Source organism: Agrobacterium tumefaciens str. B6 (assembly GCF_001541315.1).
Taxonomy (GTDB): Bacteria; Pseudomonadota; Alphaproteobacteria; order Rhizobiales; family Rhizobiaceae; genus Agrobacterium; species Agrobacterium radiobacter.
In genome coordinates this window covers 105,591-119,652 of record NZ_LMVK01000005.1, presented here as the reverse complement: position 1 = coordinate 119,652, position 14,062 = coordinate 105,591, and the positions used below count along the sequence as shown (strand labels likewise).

At 56.3% G+C, this 14,062-nt stretch carries 14 protein-coding genes and 1 tRNA gene; 10 read left to right on the top strand and 5 right to left on the bottom strand.

Annotated elements, in window-relative coordinates:
* Window positions 1–29: 29 nt before the first annotated feature.
* Window positions 30–1,769 carry a GGDEF domain-containing protein gene (locus tag ASB65_RS06395; protein ID WP_060723366.1) on the bottom strand — a complete coding sequence of 580 codons (1,740 nt, stop codon included), beginning with the start codon at window positions 1,767–1,769 and terminating at the stop codon, window positions 30–32.
* A gap of 212 nt (window positions 1,770–1,981) precedes the next feature.
* Here ASB65_RS06395 and ASB65_RS06390 point away from each other — a divergent pair.
* The 5 genes from ASB65_RS06390 to ASB65_RS06370 all read left to right on the top strand — a co-directional run bounded on the left by ASB65_RS06390 (window position 1,982) and on the right by ASB65_RS06370 (window position 6,159).
* Window positions 1,982–2,057, top strand: a tRNA-Thr gene (locus ASB65_RS06390).
* Window positions 2,058–2,269: 212 nt separating this feature from the next.
* Window positions 2,270–2,740, top strand: coding sequence for a very short patch repair endonuclease (locus ASB65_RS06385; protein WP_060723365.1), 471 nt, complete (start codon window positions 2,270–2,272; stop codon window positions 2,738–2,740).
* 90 nt (window positions 2,741–2,830) lie between these two features.
* Window positions 2,831–3,796 carry a DNA cytosine methyltransferase gene (locus ASB65_RS06380; protein WP_060723364.1) on the top strand — a complete coding sequence of 322 codons (966 nt, stop codon included), beginning with the start codon at window positions 2,831–2,833 and terminating at the stop codon, window positions 3,794–3,796.
* A gap of 43 nt (window positions 3,797–3,839) precedes the next feature.
* Window positions 3,840–4,712, top strand: a complete 873-nt coding sequence (locus ASB65_RS06375) for a NaeI family type II restriction endonuclease (protein ID WP_060723363.1) — start codon at window positions 3,840–3,842, stop codon at window positions 4,710–4,712.
* A 97-nt stretch (window positions 4,713–4,809) separates the two neighbouring features.
* On the top strand, window positions 4,810–6,159 hold the full coding sequence (locus ASB65_RS06370) for a hypothetical protein (RefSeq protein ID WP_060723362.1): 1,350 nt from the start codon (window positions 4,810–4,812) through the stop codon (window positions 6,157–6,159).
* Between the two features lie 163 nt (window positions 6,160–6,322).
* Here the strand turns inward: ASB65_RS06370 and ASB65_RS06365 are convergent, their stop codons facing one another.
* The gene (locus ASB65_RS06365) at window positions 6,323–6,874 is read right to left on the bottom strand and encodes a recombinase family protein (protein ID WP_060723361.1); all 552 of its coding nucleotides are present in this window, start codon (window positions 6,872–6,874) and stop codon (window positions 6,323–6,325) included.
* A 179-nt stretch (window positions 6,875–7,053) separates the two neighbouring features.
* On the opposite strand from ASB65_RS06365, the gene ASB65_RS06360 reads away from it, so the two are divergent.
* A complete protein-coding gene (locus tag ASB65_RS06360; protein ID WP_060723360.1) occupies window positions 7,054–7,728 on the top strand; it encodes a helix-turn-helix transcriptional regulator in 675 nt (224 codons plus the stop codon).
* Between the two features lie 4 nt (window positions 7,729–7,732).
* On the opposite strand, the gene ASB65_RS06355 is transcribed toward ASB65_RS06360, so the two are convergent.
* Both ASB65_RS06355 and ASB65_RS06350 read right to left on the bottom strand, forming a co-directional pair.
* Complete coding sequence (locus tag ASB65_RS06355) at window positions 7,733–8,458, bottom strand: hypothetical protein (RefSeq protein WP_060723359.1); 726 nt, start codon at window positions 8,456–8,458, stop codon at window positions 7,733–7,735.
* Window positions 8,459–8,462: 4 nt separating this feature from the next.
* A complete protein-coding gene (locus tag ASB65_RS06350) occupies window positions 8,463–8,834 on the bottom strand; it encodes a hypothetical protein (RefSeq protein WP_139786514.1) in 372 nt (123 codons plus the stop codon).
* A 351-nt stretch (window positions 8,835–9,185) separates the two neighbouring features.
* Between ASB65_RS06350 and ASB65_RS06345 the strand changes: the two genes are divergently transcribed.
* The 3 genes from ASB65_RS06345 (at window position 9,186) to ASB65_RS06335 (ending at window position 12,428) form a co-directional block, all read left to right on the top strand.
* A complete protein-coding gene (locus ASB65_RS06345) occupies window positions 9,186–10,370 on the top strand; it encodes an SIR2 family protein (RefSeq protein WP_236734548.1) in 1,185 nt (394 codons plus the stop codon).
* A 266-nt stretch (window positions 10,371–10,636) separates the two neighbouring features.
* Window positions 10,637–12,229: an ATP-binding protein gene (locus ASB65_RS06340; protein WP_236734547.1), complete on the top strand. Its 1,593-nt coding sequence runs from the start codon at window positions 10,637–10,639 to the stop codon at window positions 12,227–12,229.
* Window positions 12,165–12,428 (top strand): KTSC domain-containing protein, encoded by a 264-nt coding sequence (locus ASB65_RS06335; RefSeq protein ID WP_311111648.1) that lies wholly within the window; start codon window positions 12,165–12,167, stop codon window positions 12,426–12,428. Before ASB65_RS06340 ends, ASB65_RS06335 begins: the two co-directional genes overlap by 65 nt.
* Window positions 12,429–13,215: 787 nt before the next feature.
* Here ASB65_RS06335 and ASB65_RS28080 read toward each other — a convergent pair.
* Window positions 13,216–13,707: a hypothetical protein gene (locus ASB65_RS28080; RefSeq protein ID WP_141681088.1), complete on the bottom strand. Its 492-nt coding sequence runs from the start codon at window positions 13,705–13,707 to the stop codon at window positions 13,216–13,218.
* Window positions 13,708–13,719: 12 nt separating this feature from the next.
* Between ASB65_RS28080 and ASB65_RS06325 the strand changes: the two genes are divergently transcribed.
* Window positions 13,720–14,025, top strand: coding sequence for a hypothetical protein (locus ASB65_RS06325; RefSeq protein WP_060723355.1), 306 nt, complete (start codon window positions 13,720–13,722; stop codon window positions 14,023–14,025).
* The last annotated feature ends 37 nt before the right edge of the window (window positions 14,026–14,062 follow it).

Below are 14,062 nucleotides of genomic sequence, written 5' to 3'. Positions count from 1 at the left end.
GAGGCGAAACCTGCCGCCGGCAATGTCGCTCAGCCGTTCGCGACCTTGGGGAAATAGGTTGCCCAGACCCGGTTGCGGCCCGCGCGCTTGGCCTCGTAAAGCCGGTCGTCGGCAATGGCGATCAACTCGTCCCAGCTGTTGATCGCACGTGCTTCCTGCCAGACCACGCCGAAACTGGCCGTCGGGGCCAGGCCGCTCTGCTCATCGATGTTCTGGGCCTCGATCGGGCGGCGAGGGGGGTGGGGGGGGGCCGCCGCGGTGGCGGGGCTGACCTCCTGCCGCCCACCGACGAATTCCTCACCGCCATATCGGGCAAGAATGTCGTCCTTGCGCAATGCGCCCTTCAAAAGGCCCGCCGTTTTCTGCAGCGCGAGGGCGCCCCTGGCGTGGCCGTATCGGTCGTTGATCGACTTGAAGTGGTCGATATCGACAATCATCACGCCCAGCGCCGGACATTGCTCGTTGCCGCTGAGGATGGTGCGAACGGCCTTTTCCAGTGCGCGGCGATTGAAGACGCCCGTCAGGGCGTCGGTTTCGGAGAGCTTGCGCAGCTGCTCGGCCAGCGCTCGCTGCTGGTCCTCCATTTCTCCTTTCTGGCGAAGCTGTTCGCGCAGGAAATCAAGTTCCTGGAACATCTTCTTCACTTCCGGAGCGACGCCATCCTTATAGTGTGCCTCGGAAAGATCGCCTGCCGCTATCGCGGCGATCTGCGTCCGGACGGACTGCATGGGCTGGAACAGCGCTGTCTTGTAGACCGATGTGAGGCGAAGCAGGACCAGAACCGCAATGAAGGCGATTAACAGAGACGCTGCGCCATAGATGAGCGCTTCCTGCTTCTTCTTTTCGATTCTCGCCCGGGTTTCGGCAAGAATGAGGTCACGCAGCTTGTCCGACGACCGCATGCCCTGAATGTAGCTTTCGGAAAACTCACGCACGCTTGGGCGCGCAGATGGCACGACGATGGCAATCGTATTCTGCGCATAGCGAAGCGCCTGACCGAAATAATAGGCCTCAAACTCACGAAATGCGGTGTCCAGACGCGGGGTCGAGAGATAGGCGGCGGTATAGTTCCACAATGATGACTTCACCAGCATCAGGCTTTGCATCTCGGTGTCGAACTTTGCGCGATAGCTTAACCTGTCCTGCCGGTTTGCCTGCATGCTCATGATGACATAGGAACCGAGGCGGCCGATCCTGTCGCGCATCACGCCGGCCGTGCCGGTCATGGCGATGTCGATCGCCACATCAGGCGTCTTTGTTATGATGGCGCGTGCAGCCCTGCCGCGAAGCAGGTTGACACTGTCCGCCGCCTTGAACATCGACTGAATGGCGTTGGCCATGGCGCTGTAGCTGCGTGCTTCAGGCGAAAGGGCAGCAACGTCGTCCACCGCCTCTCGCGAATCCGCCAGCTTCTGGCGGGTTTCGGCAAGCGATTTCGCCAAGCCGGGTTGCGCTTTAATTTCCTCGGCGAAGGAGGTCTCGACCTGGGATAACTTGTCGTCCGTCGCCTTGCGCGCCGCGGCGAGGGCTTCGACCAGGCTTGCGTCCACGGCAGACGACGCCATCAGATTGTTGGCAGGACCGCGCTCTGCCGAAACCAGCCAGGCGGACTGGAGCGCGGTTTCAAAGCGGCCAAGCTGCTGCGCATTCGTCCGGTAACGCAGATAGTTGGAGACGCTGGGCAGCGCGGCAAGGGTAGCCAGCAGGATGGAGCTTACGGCAATGATGATCGTGCCTGTCAGCTGGATTTTCTGTATGCTCGCGCGCATCTGATGCGTTATTCTCGCTGGAATGGTTATGGTTCATGGTCATTCTATCTCCGCCGCGTAAATACTTCGCTTATTTTATGGGCCTTCTGCTTTAATAGTGATCATGCGGACAAGCGGGCCGTCGCGGTGTGGAAAAGCAACCGACTGACGGCCTGCCGACAGTTTTTGCTTTACACCAAGTCAGAATCTGATAGTTGGCAAGGCACTGGCTTGCCCTTGTAGCTCAGTTGGTAGAGCACCTGATTTGTAATCAGGGGGTCACGAGTTCGAACCTTGTCGGGGGCACCATCTAATTCACTGAAAACGCTGCGTTATTCTCGAAAGAGAGACGCAGCGTTTTTGTTTTTAGGGCCACCCTGGGGCCACCGCGATTTTTCTGGCAGTTGTTAACAGCTTTGTTTGATTTCGCGCTTTCGGTGTAGTGTCATCACTTTGTTGGCTCCGCCACATCGGCGCTCCTCTGAATATACCGTACGCTTTATGGGGGGCGGGAGAGAGTAATGGTTGAAACCATCGAGCAGCGAAGCAGGACGATGTCCCGTATTCGCTCCAAAGACACAAAGCCAGAAATGCTTATTCGCCGGCTCGTCCATTCTCTCGGCTACAGATATAGGCTACATCGTAAGGACCTCCCTGGGAAACCCGACCTGACCTTTGGACCACGTCGAAAGATCATAGAAGTACGAGGCTGTTATTGGCACGCCCATCTTCGGTATGATCCAAGCTGTTGGGAGGCTAGATCAGAAGCCAAATCGAACACCGGATACTGGGGTCCCAAGATGGATCGGAATGTGGCTCGCGATCAGAGGAACCTGGAACTCCTTGAAGGTGCCGGCTGGGCGGTGCTGGTCGTTTGGGAATGCGAGCTACGGAACATGGACGCAGTTCGTGACCGGATAGAACACTTCCTTGAGGTTAGTAAATCTGTGGATTCTGGCTCCGTTCACGCGGTTAAGCCTGGGGAAACCTAGTAGGACTAGATTACCATCTGAACCGTTGCGTCGACCTCAACGGCGTGCTAAATCGGCAATGTTCCTATTTTGTTCTATCGGAGGCACCCTATGTCTTTCACCTCGCTTGAAATGTGCGCCGGGGCCGGCGGTCAAGCGCGAGGCCTGGAACTCGCAGGATTCGACCATGCTGGCGTGGTGGAAATTGATCACCATTGCTGTGAAACTTTGCGATTAAACCGCAAGGAATGGACAGTCCATGAGGAGGACTTGACCCAATTCGACGGACGCCAATATCACGGGATAGACCTACTCGCTGGCGGCTTGCCATGCCCTCCATTCTCTATCGCGGGAAAACAACTCGGCGACAAAGATGAACGCAATCTGTTCCCCGCGGCGATCCGTCTCGTTGATGAAACTCGACCCAAGGCAATCATGATTGAGAACGTCCGGGGATTCCTGAGCGCCGTGTTCGAAGACTACCGCGGTTTTATCAAGGGCGAACTCAAGAAGCTTGGCTATGATGCTCACTGGCGTCTTTTCAACGCATCTGACTATGGGGTTCCGCAGTTACGTCCGCGCGTCATCATCGTTGCGCTGCGCGATGACATTAAGGATCAATTCGAATGGCCGGCTCCTTTCCGATTCGATGCACCGACGGTTGGCGAGACTCTTATCGACCTTATGTCGGCCAACGGCTGGAAAGGCGCAAAGGCTTGGGCCAAGCGCGCCAACGACGTCGCCCCGACGCTCGTCGGCGGTTCGAAGAAGCACGGCGGGCCAGACCTCGGGCCAACTCGAGCAAAAGCGGCGTGGGCCACACTCGGCGTCAACGGAAAGTCCATAGCGGAAGAGGCTCCCGAGCGTGACTTCGTCGGAATGCCTCGCCTGACGGTTCGTATGGCAGCCCGCATTCAAGGTTTTGACGACCAATGGCTAATCTACGGTAAGAAAACGGCTGCATATCGCCAGGTCGGCAATGCTTTTCCGCCTCCGGTTGCCAAAGCCGTTGCCTCCAAAATTCGTGAAGCTATTGAGACAAGGGCGAGCCGTCCGGTTTCCGCACTCGCAGGTTGACGCCTTAACTATCCGCTAACCATGTCCGGCGATCATCGCCGGCATGTCGCAAGCTCCACTCGATTCGTCACATCAGGATTTCATCCCCGTCTCAACACTGATCGCAGGCATCCTCCGTCATGCGGGTGGATTTGATGCCTTCTCGGTGAATGTGCCATCTCTTCTCCGTCAGGCATTTGACGAAGTCATCGACGCTCCCCGCACAAGCCGTTTTACGCTCGGCGAAACGGAGAAGACCGAAAAGACATATGTCGGCACCAAGGTTGAAATCCTGATCAGGAATTACCTTGGTGTGCCAAAAGGCTCGGTTCTCGACATGCTGATCGACGGCACCGAGATTGACATCAAGAATACGACAGGACGTGATTGGATGCTTCCGCGGGAGGTGCTCGGAAGGCCGGCTCTTCTTGTCAGATCATCGGAGAAGACCGCCCTGTGCGACATCGGCGTGGTAATCTGCCGGCCTGAGTATTTGCGCCTCAGCACCAATCAGGACGGGAAAGGCCAACTGTCGGCGGCGCAGCATGTGAATATATGGTGGATACTGCGCCAACACCCGTATCCGCCGAATTTCTGGGAAGTGTTGTCCGTCGCGGACCGCAACGAGATCATGACCTCAAAAGGCGGTACCAACCGTATCGCGGCCTTGTTCGAGAAAGTCCAAGGGAAGCCAATCTCACGTCAGCAGGTCAGCGCCCTGGCGCAGCAACACGACTATATGAAACGTATCCGTCGAAACGGTGGCGCGAGAGACGTCCTTGCACCGAAGGGTATCGCATTGCTTTGGGGTCAGCGCGACCGGGCGTTGATCGATCAACTCGGCCTCGGCCCTGTTACCGCCGACGAGTTCATTTCATTTCGACCCGCGAGTACGGCAGAGATCGCTCTTCTGCGAGACGCCGGGCACATAGATTGAGTATTCACAGAGCATTAGCACCCTGTAACCCCTTGATCGGTGCACCAGATCGCCCCAGCATTATTGATAAGAGCTACGGGAAACGGACCAGGATCGGGTGAGCGACAACCAGGAAGAATTCGAAGCGCTGCGCAAGGCGGCATATTCTTTCGTGAATAAGCACGGGAAGGATGTCGGCCGTCTGCACGTCTTCTGCGAAGACTTCATGCGCAATTGGCGTGAAACCCACGGCCCGAGGGGCCACGATGATTGCAGACTTATCAACGATGTCGTCCGCTGGACGATGAACAGGTACAATATCCCTCGTTACAGGCCCAAGCGCAGCCGTGAACAACGGGCCAGGGACTTCCTCGCAACCCCCGTAGTCTTTCAACTCTCCGGGGAGGATTTCGGAAGGGCGTCCGTCCGCAACACTGCCCGGATCACCGAGCAGTCGAAAAGCACAGTTGCCAGGCATCTGGCAAGGCAGGGTATCGCCCCACGGCGGGATGCCAAAATCCGCAAGCTGCCGAAGACAGCGCAGCAGCTTGTCCGCACCCTCGATGCGACATTTGACACAAAAGCTGAAGGCATCCTTCAGTTGAGCAGACTGGGAGCAACTCTGTGGGATGACGGTGAGCCTCGTCATGTTCCAGTCACGACACAGGCCTCACGGAAGAAGAAACTTGCCACGCTGCTGTCGAAAATTTCGAAAGCGGGCGTCGGGTATAGCATCATCACCATTGGGGATGTCTGTGGCATTCGTCGGGGGCGTCGCTTTCCTTCATTGTCCGAAGCAAACACCTGGATCGCGGAGGCGCAGCGCCTGGGACGCTATCCCGCCATTCTGCGCCCCAAATCTGTAGCCGTGGCCGAACAGAACTACTTCTGGGCCGACCCAGTTGTGGTAGACGTCATGTCGATAATAGACATGAGCGTGTCCGGCCATTTCTATCCTCTGGACAAGCTGAACGCGATTTTCCGTTTGGAGCGCCTGCTGCTGGACATGACGCCCGTCCTGCCATGGATCGAACGGGCCTATCATTCGTATGCTGGCGACGACATGGCGCAAAATCTCTACGACCTTGCGGACAAAATCAACGATCCTGGAGTCAAGAAGGCGACCAGACGCCTTGCAAAAATCCTGCATGACCTGAAAGCGTTCGCGGGTGGATACCCGACTTGTTACGATGCGTTCCAGATGGTTGATTTCGTCCTTGGCTTTATGGACAAGACGGCCGAGACCGCTCCCGAAAGCTTTGCAAGGCTCGCCTATATCCGGGATTGGTTCGAAACCGGCGGTGACGATTACCTCGACGTCCGGGATCATCTGGCACGGATGCTGGAGTTAGAGAAGGCCGGCGAATGGCAGGCTCCTGATCCCGCAACGCTGGCACCATACCTCCCTGTCACGGCAAGTACCGAGGCCGAGGAGGAAAACGAAACGATTTTTGACATTGCTATGTAATATCAATTGGATAACAGGAAGTGTCCCGTTTTTCTTATATAGTAAGGGATTATTCTTATAGAGGCGGGGGAAGATGAATACCTTCAGACCAGATGTTGTCGGCACACAGGCTGCCAACATCCTCATACTCGTAGAGCAATCTACGGCACTCAACGTCGATCATTCAACCGATCAACCGCTTGAGCGTGCGGGGATGGACCTTGTAACGCCGGGCGACGTCGGCGAGACTTTCACCACCCTGTCCCAGCGCCGTGACTGCCTCGGCGCATTGCTCCTCCGTCATTGAGCGGCGGCGTCCAAGGTTTTGTCCGCGCTGGCGTGCGGCCGCCATCCCGGCAACCGTCCGTTCGCTGATCATCGAGCGCTCGAACTCGGCCATGGCGGCGATGACATGAAAGATCATTCGTCCGCCGGCCGAGTTGGTGTCGATGTTTTCCGTTACCGAACGGAATTCCACCCCACGCGCCTGAAGCTTGGTGATGACGTCGATCAGATGGCGTATCGACCGCCCGAGGCGATCCAGCCGCCATACTACCAGCGTATCGCCTTTGCGCAGGGTCCTGAGGACCGCATTCAGGCCGCGTCGCTTCTCGACAGCGCCGGAGACGCCATGATCCTCGAACACACGTCCGCACCCCGCCGAACGCAATGCGTTCACCTGGAGGTCGAGATTCTGGTCGTTCGTCGATACCCGTGCATATCCTATCATTGCCATGCTGTCCGAAACCCTGTGCCGGCCGCCCCGTAGCACCGCCACCTTGACAAAAAGGAACCCTTTCGTGGGGTGGGCATGCGGTCGTGCGACCCTTTTCGATTTGGAAATCGTGGCAAGGGCTTATGCAAGGAACAAAGCCTGTCCGACAGTGATGACAAAAGGGTTCGTTTCCATACCAGATGCGGCAGCCTCTCAGTTTCGATCGATGCGCGGCGCGGCTCATTGATGCGTGGATCAGCACCGGGGCCGATACCGACGGCGCGGATATCATCTGCGGCGGCGTACTGGATTACCTCGCCCCCGATATGATCCTCACCGTGACCAGGACAACGACGACCGACCCGCTCGACTGGGCGTTTTCGCTCATTCGCGGCTACGAGATTCCGTCTGGTCTCGCCGGCATCCTGCCAGTCGAGACGAACCTGCCGTTTCGTCATCTATCGGATCGAAAGTTCACGGTCGACACCATTGTTGCGGGCAGGCAGCAGGCGATCGCGCAGGCGCGCCCGGAGATCGACAGTGTAGACGCCTGTCTTTCCAATGTCAGGATGTTCGGGGATCGCATCATCCTTCCATCGAGACATGCCGACCGGCACGGCGCGTGGTGTGTTTCACTGGTCCGCATCCGCTGCCTGCTGCCCGTGACGAAACCGACGCGCGAACCCGACGTCGCAGAGCTCGCGATCCTTCAGTTATTACAGGAAGGATATACCGCAAGCGACATCGGTGTTCGGATCGGCCTCTCGGCGCGCACCGTCGAGCACAAGCTCGAGAAACTCAAGGTAGCGTTCGGAGCACGTAGCGTGGCGCATCTCGCCACACTGTCAATCGCATCGGCCATCAGGCCGAAATGATCCTTTAGAGCTTCGGTACGGCGGCCCGGTTCTGGCGGTCGCTTTCCATCTTCTCGTTCGCTGCCTTCTGCAATGCTGCCCTCTCCGCTGCAATCGTGGATATCGCCAGATCATGGTCGAGGATCGAAATCGACAGTTCTGTGACGAGGCGGTCACGGCCAGCTTCGATCGATGCGAATATGTAGGTGCCGCAGTCGGGGGAATATTTCAGGCTGCGATAATCGGGGGCGCAGGTCGAGGACGATTGGTCCAATGCCGTGTTCTTCGATACCCAGTACAGTTTTTCACCGCCATCCTCTGTTTTCGACGGTTCACCATAACGGGCGACCAGCGCCTTTCTCATTTCCTCGACGTCAGGCCCCTTGCCATCATCGTAACGCACGGACCTCGCAAGCCCGACAGCCTGTGTTCCCGTGGCCGGCCCGCCCCCATACAACGTCCAGGTTTCTCCGATGAAGCCGTTATCGGCCTTCAGCTTCTCAATGCCCTTGCTTGTGGTTCCCGACGTCGTCAGTTGCAGGTATGTGAAGAACTGCTTCCCGTCCGATCCCTGTGCCTGGTCCGCCATCCGAGTCTTGGCATTCGGGATGCGTTCGTTCACCCACTTCCTGGCATTCTCGAACGGCATTCCTACTTTCAGGTCGAGGATCGACGTATCCAGTGTTCCAGCATGCACAGGCGATGCGATCACGATGGCGGACAACAGCGTAATTCTCAAAATCGTCTTCATGGTCTCAGTCTCCAAACATCACGTATTTTTTGTTCAACGCCACACCACACGCCTTCTTGGGTATGCCGAACACCTCGACACCCTCGCGGTACCGACCGATCAGCACCTCGGGCGCACCCTTGAATTCCCCGGATATGCCAAGCACCGCCGAGCGGCTGAAGCGCCCTTCAAGCTTGCATTTGACGTCATTGAAATCGATGCGGTTCGCCACGACGAGCTTGACGCCGACCTTGTCGCCGCCGCTGTCGTCGATCTCGATGATGCACTGCACCTTGTTGCCGCAATCCCCGGCATACTCTCCGGGCCAGATACTTTCCTCGGCATGCGCCGCGAACGACAGCAGCGCCGCAATCGCGCACATCAATAGTGATTTCATGTCTTACCCCTTTTCTCAATCAAGCGGGGTCAGATGTGCCCGATGGCGATTAAAGGTTGCGTAAGATATCCGGTTAGGGAAACCGCTATTTCCGAAGGTATATTTACCCCAGTACCATCACCTGAAACGGTATGCCGATCCGCGGGCAGTTGGTCCCGGTTCAAAGTCGCGACAGGCGCTTCCAGTCGGCAGGCGAAGTAAAGCTTGGTTCACGCTCACTCCATGGCTTGTCTATCAATGCTCCCGAAAGCGGAAATATGGACAACGCCAGTATCTCTGCTAGCTAATACTCGCTGAAAGTGTGTAGAGTCCGAGTCGAACAATAACGCGGTGGTTGAGGAAAAATTGGCGATGGAGTCCGTTCATAATCCGGATCGGTTCATGGCGGACCTCCGTCAAGTGCTATCCCAAGGTCGTAAACGTATCGGCTTGCTTGTTGGCGCGGGAGCGCCACTCTCGGTTCGGATCGATCAGAACGGTAACTTGGACCCGAACGGAACTCCACTCATTCCCGGGGTGGATGCTTTGACTGACGCAGTGCTCAAGGACTTCGTTGGAGACGAGAAAGCTGCCGTTGACGCAATTCGTGCTTCACTCCCACAAAACGGGAATATCGAGAATATCCTCTCCAAGATCAGGTTGATGCAGACGGCTTTGGGAGACGTCAAGGCCAACGGACTCGACGGGGACGGATACAAAGCGCTTGGAGAGAAAATCTGCGAAGGGATCGGCAAAATCGTCGGTGCGAAGCTACCGAACGCCCGGAGTGCGTTTCATGAGTTAGTTGCCTGGATTGCTGGGGCGCAGAGACCTCATTCCGTGGAACTGTTCACGACGAACTACGACCTTCTTTTTGAAACCGCGTTGGAGGCAGCCAAGGTGCCATATTTTGATGGTTTCAGCGGAGGTCATGCGCCCTTTTTCGATCCTGTGACCGTTGCAGGAGACGATCTTCCTGCGAGATGGGTTCGGCTCTGGAAAATGCATGGTTCTCTCGGCTGGATGGTCGAGAATGGGCGCGTAGTCCGAACAGGTAGCTATGACAGTACCGAACTTATCTATCCTGATCATTTGAAATACGATTTGACCCAGAAGCAACCATACGCAGCTCTGTTCGAGCGGCTGAAGCGGTTTCTCATGACGCCCGATACGCTCCTTCTCACGACAGGTTTTTCCTTCAGGGACGCGCATATATGCGCTGTCATCGATGAGGCACTCGCGGTTAACGCGAACACGTCGGTATTCGCCTTCCAATTCCTTGACCTGAATTCGGAACAACCCGCGTGTAAACTGGCTTATGACCGGCCTAACGTGTCCGTATACGCTTCGGATGGAGCCGTTATAAACGGGGTTGCAGGAAAGTGGAGGCTAGGCGATCCTCCAAAGAATTGGAGTGAGATCAGAAGCAGCTTCTGGGGTCAGCGCTGGGGGCAGGGCGATCCTGTATTCTTGCTCGGTGATTTCGCTACATTCTGCAGATTTCTGGCTATCTCATATTCGGCGGATGTCGCGACGCCGGCCGCCCCAGTGACATAGGTGCAAATAACGTGGCAACTTTAACCGACCCCACTTATCTTGGCAAAGTGACGGCCGTCTCCGGTGCCTCTATTACCGTAAGGCTCTCCGAGTCTTTGGCCTCGGGTACTGCTATAATCGCGGGGCACGCTTACCGGGTTGGACAAGTGGGCAGCTTCGTCCGAATCCCACAAGGCTATCAGGACCTTTTCGGGATTGTCTCGGAGGTCGGTGCCTCGGCAGCGCCCGTCAGTCTCGCCTCCGACGATGTCGACTCAGGACGCTGGATGCGGATCGAACTCGCAGGAGAGGCTATCGGATCGCACTTTGAACGAGGCCTTAGCCAGCATCCAAACGTGAATGATACCGTCCATATAGTGACGGAGGGCGATCTCCGCCGAATTTACGGCGGAGAAGAGGAGAACCAGGTTGCGGTTGGAACGCTTTCGAGCGCCGAGAATATCGTTGTGCGACTGTCGCTAGACGCCCTAGTGACCCGCCATTCCGCCATTCTCGGTTCGACAGGCTCTGGAAAATCCACGACGGTGGCGAGTATTCTGCGGTCGATTGTTGGTCGCGATGGCTCCGAGGGATCGCCGGGGGCACGCATTCTCTTGTTGGATATTCACGGTGAATATGCGGCTGCTCTGGGGGATGTCGCGAAGGTGTTCAGCGCCACGCCACAATCGGGTGAGCGTCCGCTGTATGTCCCATATTGGGCATTGGAAACAGGAGAACTCTTAGAATTTCTAGCAGGAAGCCTCAATGACAACCAGCTCATTGCTTTCACCGACAAGATACAGGAGCTCAAAACTCAACGTATTGAGGCTGAGGCACTTCCAGGCCTGCCGGCCCAATCTTTGACCGTTGACAGTCCTGTACCCTTTTCGTTGAAAAAGCTTTGGTATGATCTCGTGGACTTTGAGACGAAGACATTCGTCGGTGTGAACAGAGACCAGCCCGCCGTCGAGGATGAGGGGGATGCGGCGACCTTAGCCCCTCCTAAATATCAGCCCCATGGTTTAGGCTCAACTGGCCCTTTTACGAATACCGCGGCTAGAGGTATTCGGCGACAATTGAATTTGCTACGCTCTAGGCTATTGGACCGCCGCTTTGACTTCCTTCTCCACCCGGGGCCTTGGGAACCGGACCTTGGAGGTTTCTCCGCGCAAGACTTGGACGTCTTGCTTGAGGACTGGCTGGGCCACGAAAAGCCAATTACAATTCTCGATCTCTCAGGCGTCCCAAGCATAGTTCTGGTGCGGCTAATAGGGTCCATTCTAAGGATCGTCTATGAAGCGCTTTTCTGGAGCCGAGAAAAGACGGAAGGCGGCGTTTTACGGCCATTGCTCGTCGTAATGGAGGAGGCTCATCGTTACGTTTCGTCAGACAGCGGGGACGCGGCGGCTGACGTCGTCAAGCGCATTGCAAAGGAAGGGCGCAAATACGGTGTCGGCGCTATGGTGGTGTCGCAGCGGCCGGCGGAGATAGATGAGACAATCCTATCCCAATGCGGCACTCTAATAGCCCTCAGGCTGTCGAACCCGTCGGATCGCGGTCGCGTCCGAGGCGCATTGCCTGACAACCTTTCGGGCCTGACAGACCTGCTGCCTGTTTTGCGTACAGGTGAAGCAATTATAACCGGGGAAGCGGCCCGCTTGCCCGTCAGGACGCGGATATTTCTGCCGTCTGTTGATCAAATGCCACAGAGTTCCGATCCGAGAGTCACTCAGGCGTGGAAATCTAAACGTACGGCCGAGGGCTATGATCGCGTAGTTGCTTCATGGAGAGCCCAGCGCACCACGGCTGTCGTCAATGACCTCAACATCGAACGAACCTCCATTGAAGACCACGACGAGGGTAAGGACAATGATGCGTGAACATGTTGGATCAACAAATTTGGTATCCATTGGTTATGATGAAGCGACAGAAACCCTCGAAGTGGAGTTCACTAGCGGGACTGTGTATCAGTACTACAATGTTTCCATTGCTCTCTACGAGCAACTAATGAGCGCCCCTTCGAAGGGACAATTTTTGAACACCTATATTAAGAATGCTTATCCGTATTCACGAGTGTGAGTGAAAGTTGAAAACCTGGTCAGTATTCTCTTCCAACCCATACTACGTGCAGACGTATGGCCTGCCGAGCAAGCAAAAAAGGATAATTTGTTGTAGTAGCAATGACGGATTCTTCATGTTGAATTTCCGTTTCGGCACAGATGACCGCACTTAGCGCTCTCCAGCCCGAAAAAAGTTTCTCTTAAAGGTGGTAGCCCTGCCTGCGTCAAACTGATGGCGGTTAAACCTTCTCATGTGGGAAGATAAAAAGGGCATGAAGCCGACTGGCACATCTATGATGAGTCTCTCGCGGTGGCCCTTTTGATCGTTCTTGGCATGTACGAATTCCCGCGCCATCTACGTCACCGGGGACCGCTATGCTTGGAGCTCTGGTGCGCTCTTCTTCGTTGTAGACGCGCTTCCCGCGCCCCAATGGTCCACGGGACCATTTTGTAGTCAAACGCGTTCTACGGGCGCGTATAGAGCCTCGTACAACACGTTTGTACCTTCGGATGGGCCAAGATACCCCTGAATCCATTTCCTCACCCTCACCAGCAAGCCTACCGACATGCTCACTATGTCAACGGCGGTGCCGTCCGCCGCGTTGCTTCGGCCCTTCGGGTGACCGCCGTTGCGCGTGCCGGTCGGATTGGAGGCATCGGGACGGGGAGCATCACAAGACCGCGCTGTGCGCGGGTTCGACCGGCCTCCGGCAGGATCGAACAGGGAGCATGGCTTTCGAGAAGGAACCCTTAAAATTCGACCGATCCCGTTAACTACGCCTCCGGCACAACTCAACCATGCCGCGTTATTCCCTGGGCTCGATTCCCACGAAATGATATAAATAGGCCAATGAAAACAGCCGCTTTCGAGGTTTAAAATGGCCGTAAAGACCACACTCATTCCGGGTCTGACCTTCAATCTTATGATCGAGGAGGTTAACGAGCGGGCACCGTGCGGCAGCCTCCTTTGCTACGTGGCATCCATCTACAGGGTCGAGAAAGCGACGTCCGTACGCCGCCTTATCGGGAAGTCCCGTCTGCCCGGAGCTGCCGACGACATGAAACAGGAAATCCAGCGCAATGGTATCCAGGCGTTTCGACGCTTTTCGCGCACTTGAAACCCACATTCCCACATGAAGGAAAAACGACATGCTTGTTTTACGAGTCCTCTGGCTGCCGATCGCCATGGCAGCCTTTGCAATCCTGCACACAGCCGCCATCAAAGCACCGGAAGTGATGGAGGCGGGCAGCCTCGCTTTTTGGATCGTGTTACCGTTGCTGATCGTTGGTAAGCTCATCAGGAGGCACGTATGACGGCAATCGCGATAGACTGGTACAATGCCGAACACGAGTACGCGGTTTATGACGCCGCCGAGGTCGATCACCCTTCATATCCGTACCCGCTGTGTGCCTGGATGGAAGAGCTCCAGAAGTGCCCCGATGCCCGATGGGTTTATTCCGTCGACATTCCAGACATTCAGTCACGGGATGAGAATGGATTTCCGAAACGCCTCCGCTCCCTTGCAAATGGTATTGTCCATACCCGGGAGGAAGCTGTAGCAGCTGTCGAGGAAGCTATCCGTCGCATCGTCAGCGGCCCTGTTCTGGTGTCGTAAAAAACTTCGCCGTCGGCACATTTTCCATCTTGCACAG

Excerpts from the sequence above, each read along its gene's own strand:
- ASB65_RS06340 (WP_236734547.1), top strand. The coding sequence starts at position 10,637 with ATGCGGATCGAACTCGCAGGAGAGGCTATCGGATCGCACTTTGAACGA.
- ASB65_RS06395 (WP_060723366.1), bottom strand. The coding sequence starts at position 1,769 with ATGCGCGCGAGCATACAGAAAATCCAGCTGACAGGCACGATCATCATT.
- ASB65_RS06365 (WP_060723361.1), bottom strand. The coding sequence starts at position 6,874 with ATGGCAATGATAGGATATGCACGGGTATCGACGAACGACCAGAATCTC.
- ASB65_RS06335 (WP_311111648.1), top strand. The coding sequence starts at position 12,165 with ATGACCTCAACATCGAACGAACCTCCATTGAAGACCACGACGAGGGTA.
- ASB65_RS06380 (WP_060723364.1), top strand. The coding sequence starts at position 2,831 with ATGTCTTTCACCTCGCTTGAAATGTGCGCCGGGGCCGGCGGTCAAGCG.
- ASB65_RS06355 (WP_060723359.1), bottom strand. The coding sequence starts at position 8,458 with ATGAAGACGATTTTGAGAATTACGCTGTTGTCCGCCATCGTGATCGCA.
- ASB65_RS06385 (WP_060723365.1), top strand. The coding sequence starts at position 2,270 with ATGGTTGAAACCATCGAGCAGCGAAGCAGGACGATGTCCCGTATTCGC.
- ASB65_RS06375 (WP_060723363.1), top strand. The coding sequence starts at position 3,840 with ATGTCGCAAGCTCCACTCGATTCGTCACATCAGGATTTCATCCCCGTC.
- ASB65_RS06360 (WP_060723360.1), top strand. The coding sequence starts at position 7,054 with ATGCGGCAGCCTCTCAGTTTCGATCGATGCGCGGCGCGGCTCATTGAT.
- ASB65_RS06325 (WP_060723355.1), top strand. The coding sequence starts at position 13,720 with ATGACGGCAATCGCGATAGACTGGTACAATGCCGAACACGAGTACGCG.
- ASB65_RS06345 (WP_236734548.1), top strand. The coding sequence starts at position 9,186 with ATGGAGTCCGTTCATAATCCGGATCGGTTCATGGCGGACCTCCGTCAA.
- ASB65_RS06350 (WP_139786514.1), bottom strand. The coding sequence starts at position 8,834 with ATGAAATCACTATTGATGTGCGCGATTGCGGCGCTGCTGTCGTTCGCG.
- ASB65_RS28080 (WP_141681088.1), bottom strand. The coding sequence starts at position 13,707 with ATGAGCTTACCAACGATCAGCAACGGTAACACGATCCAAAAAGCGAGG.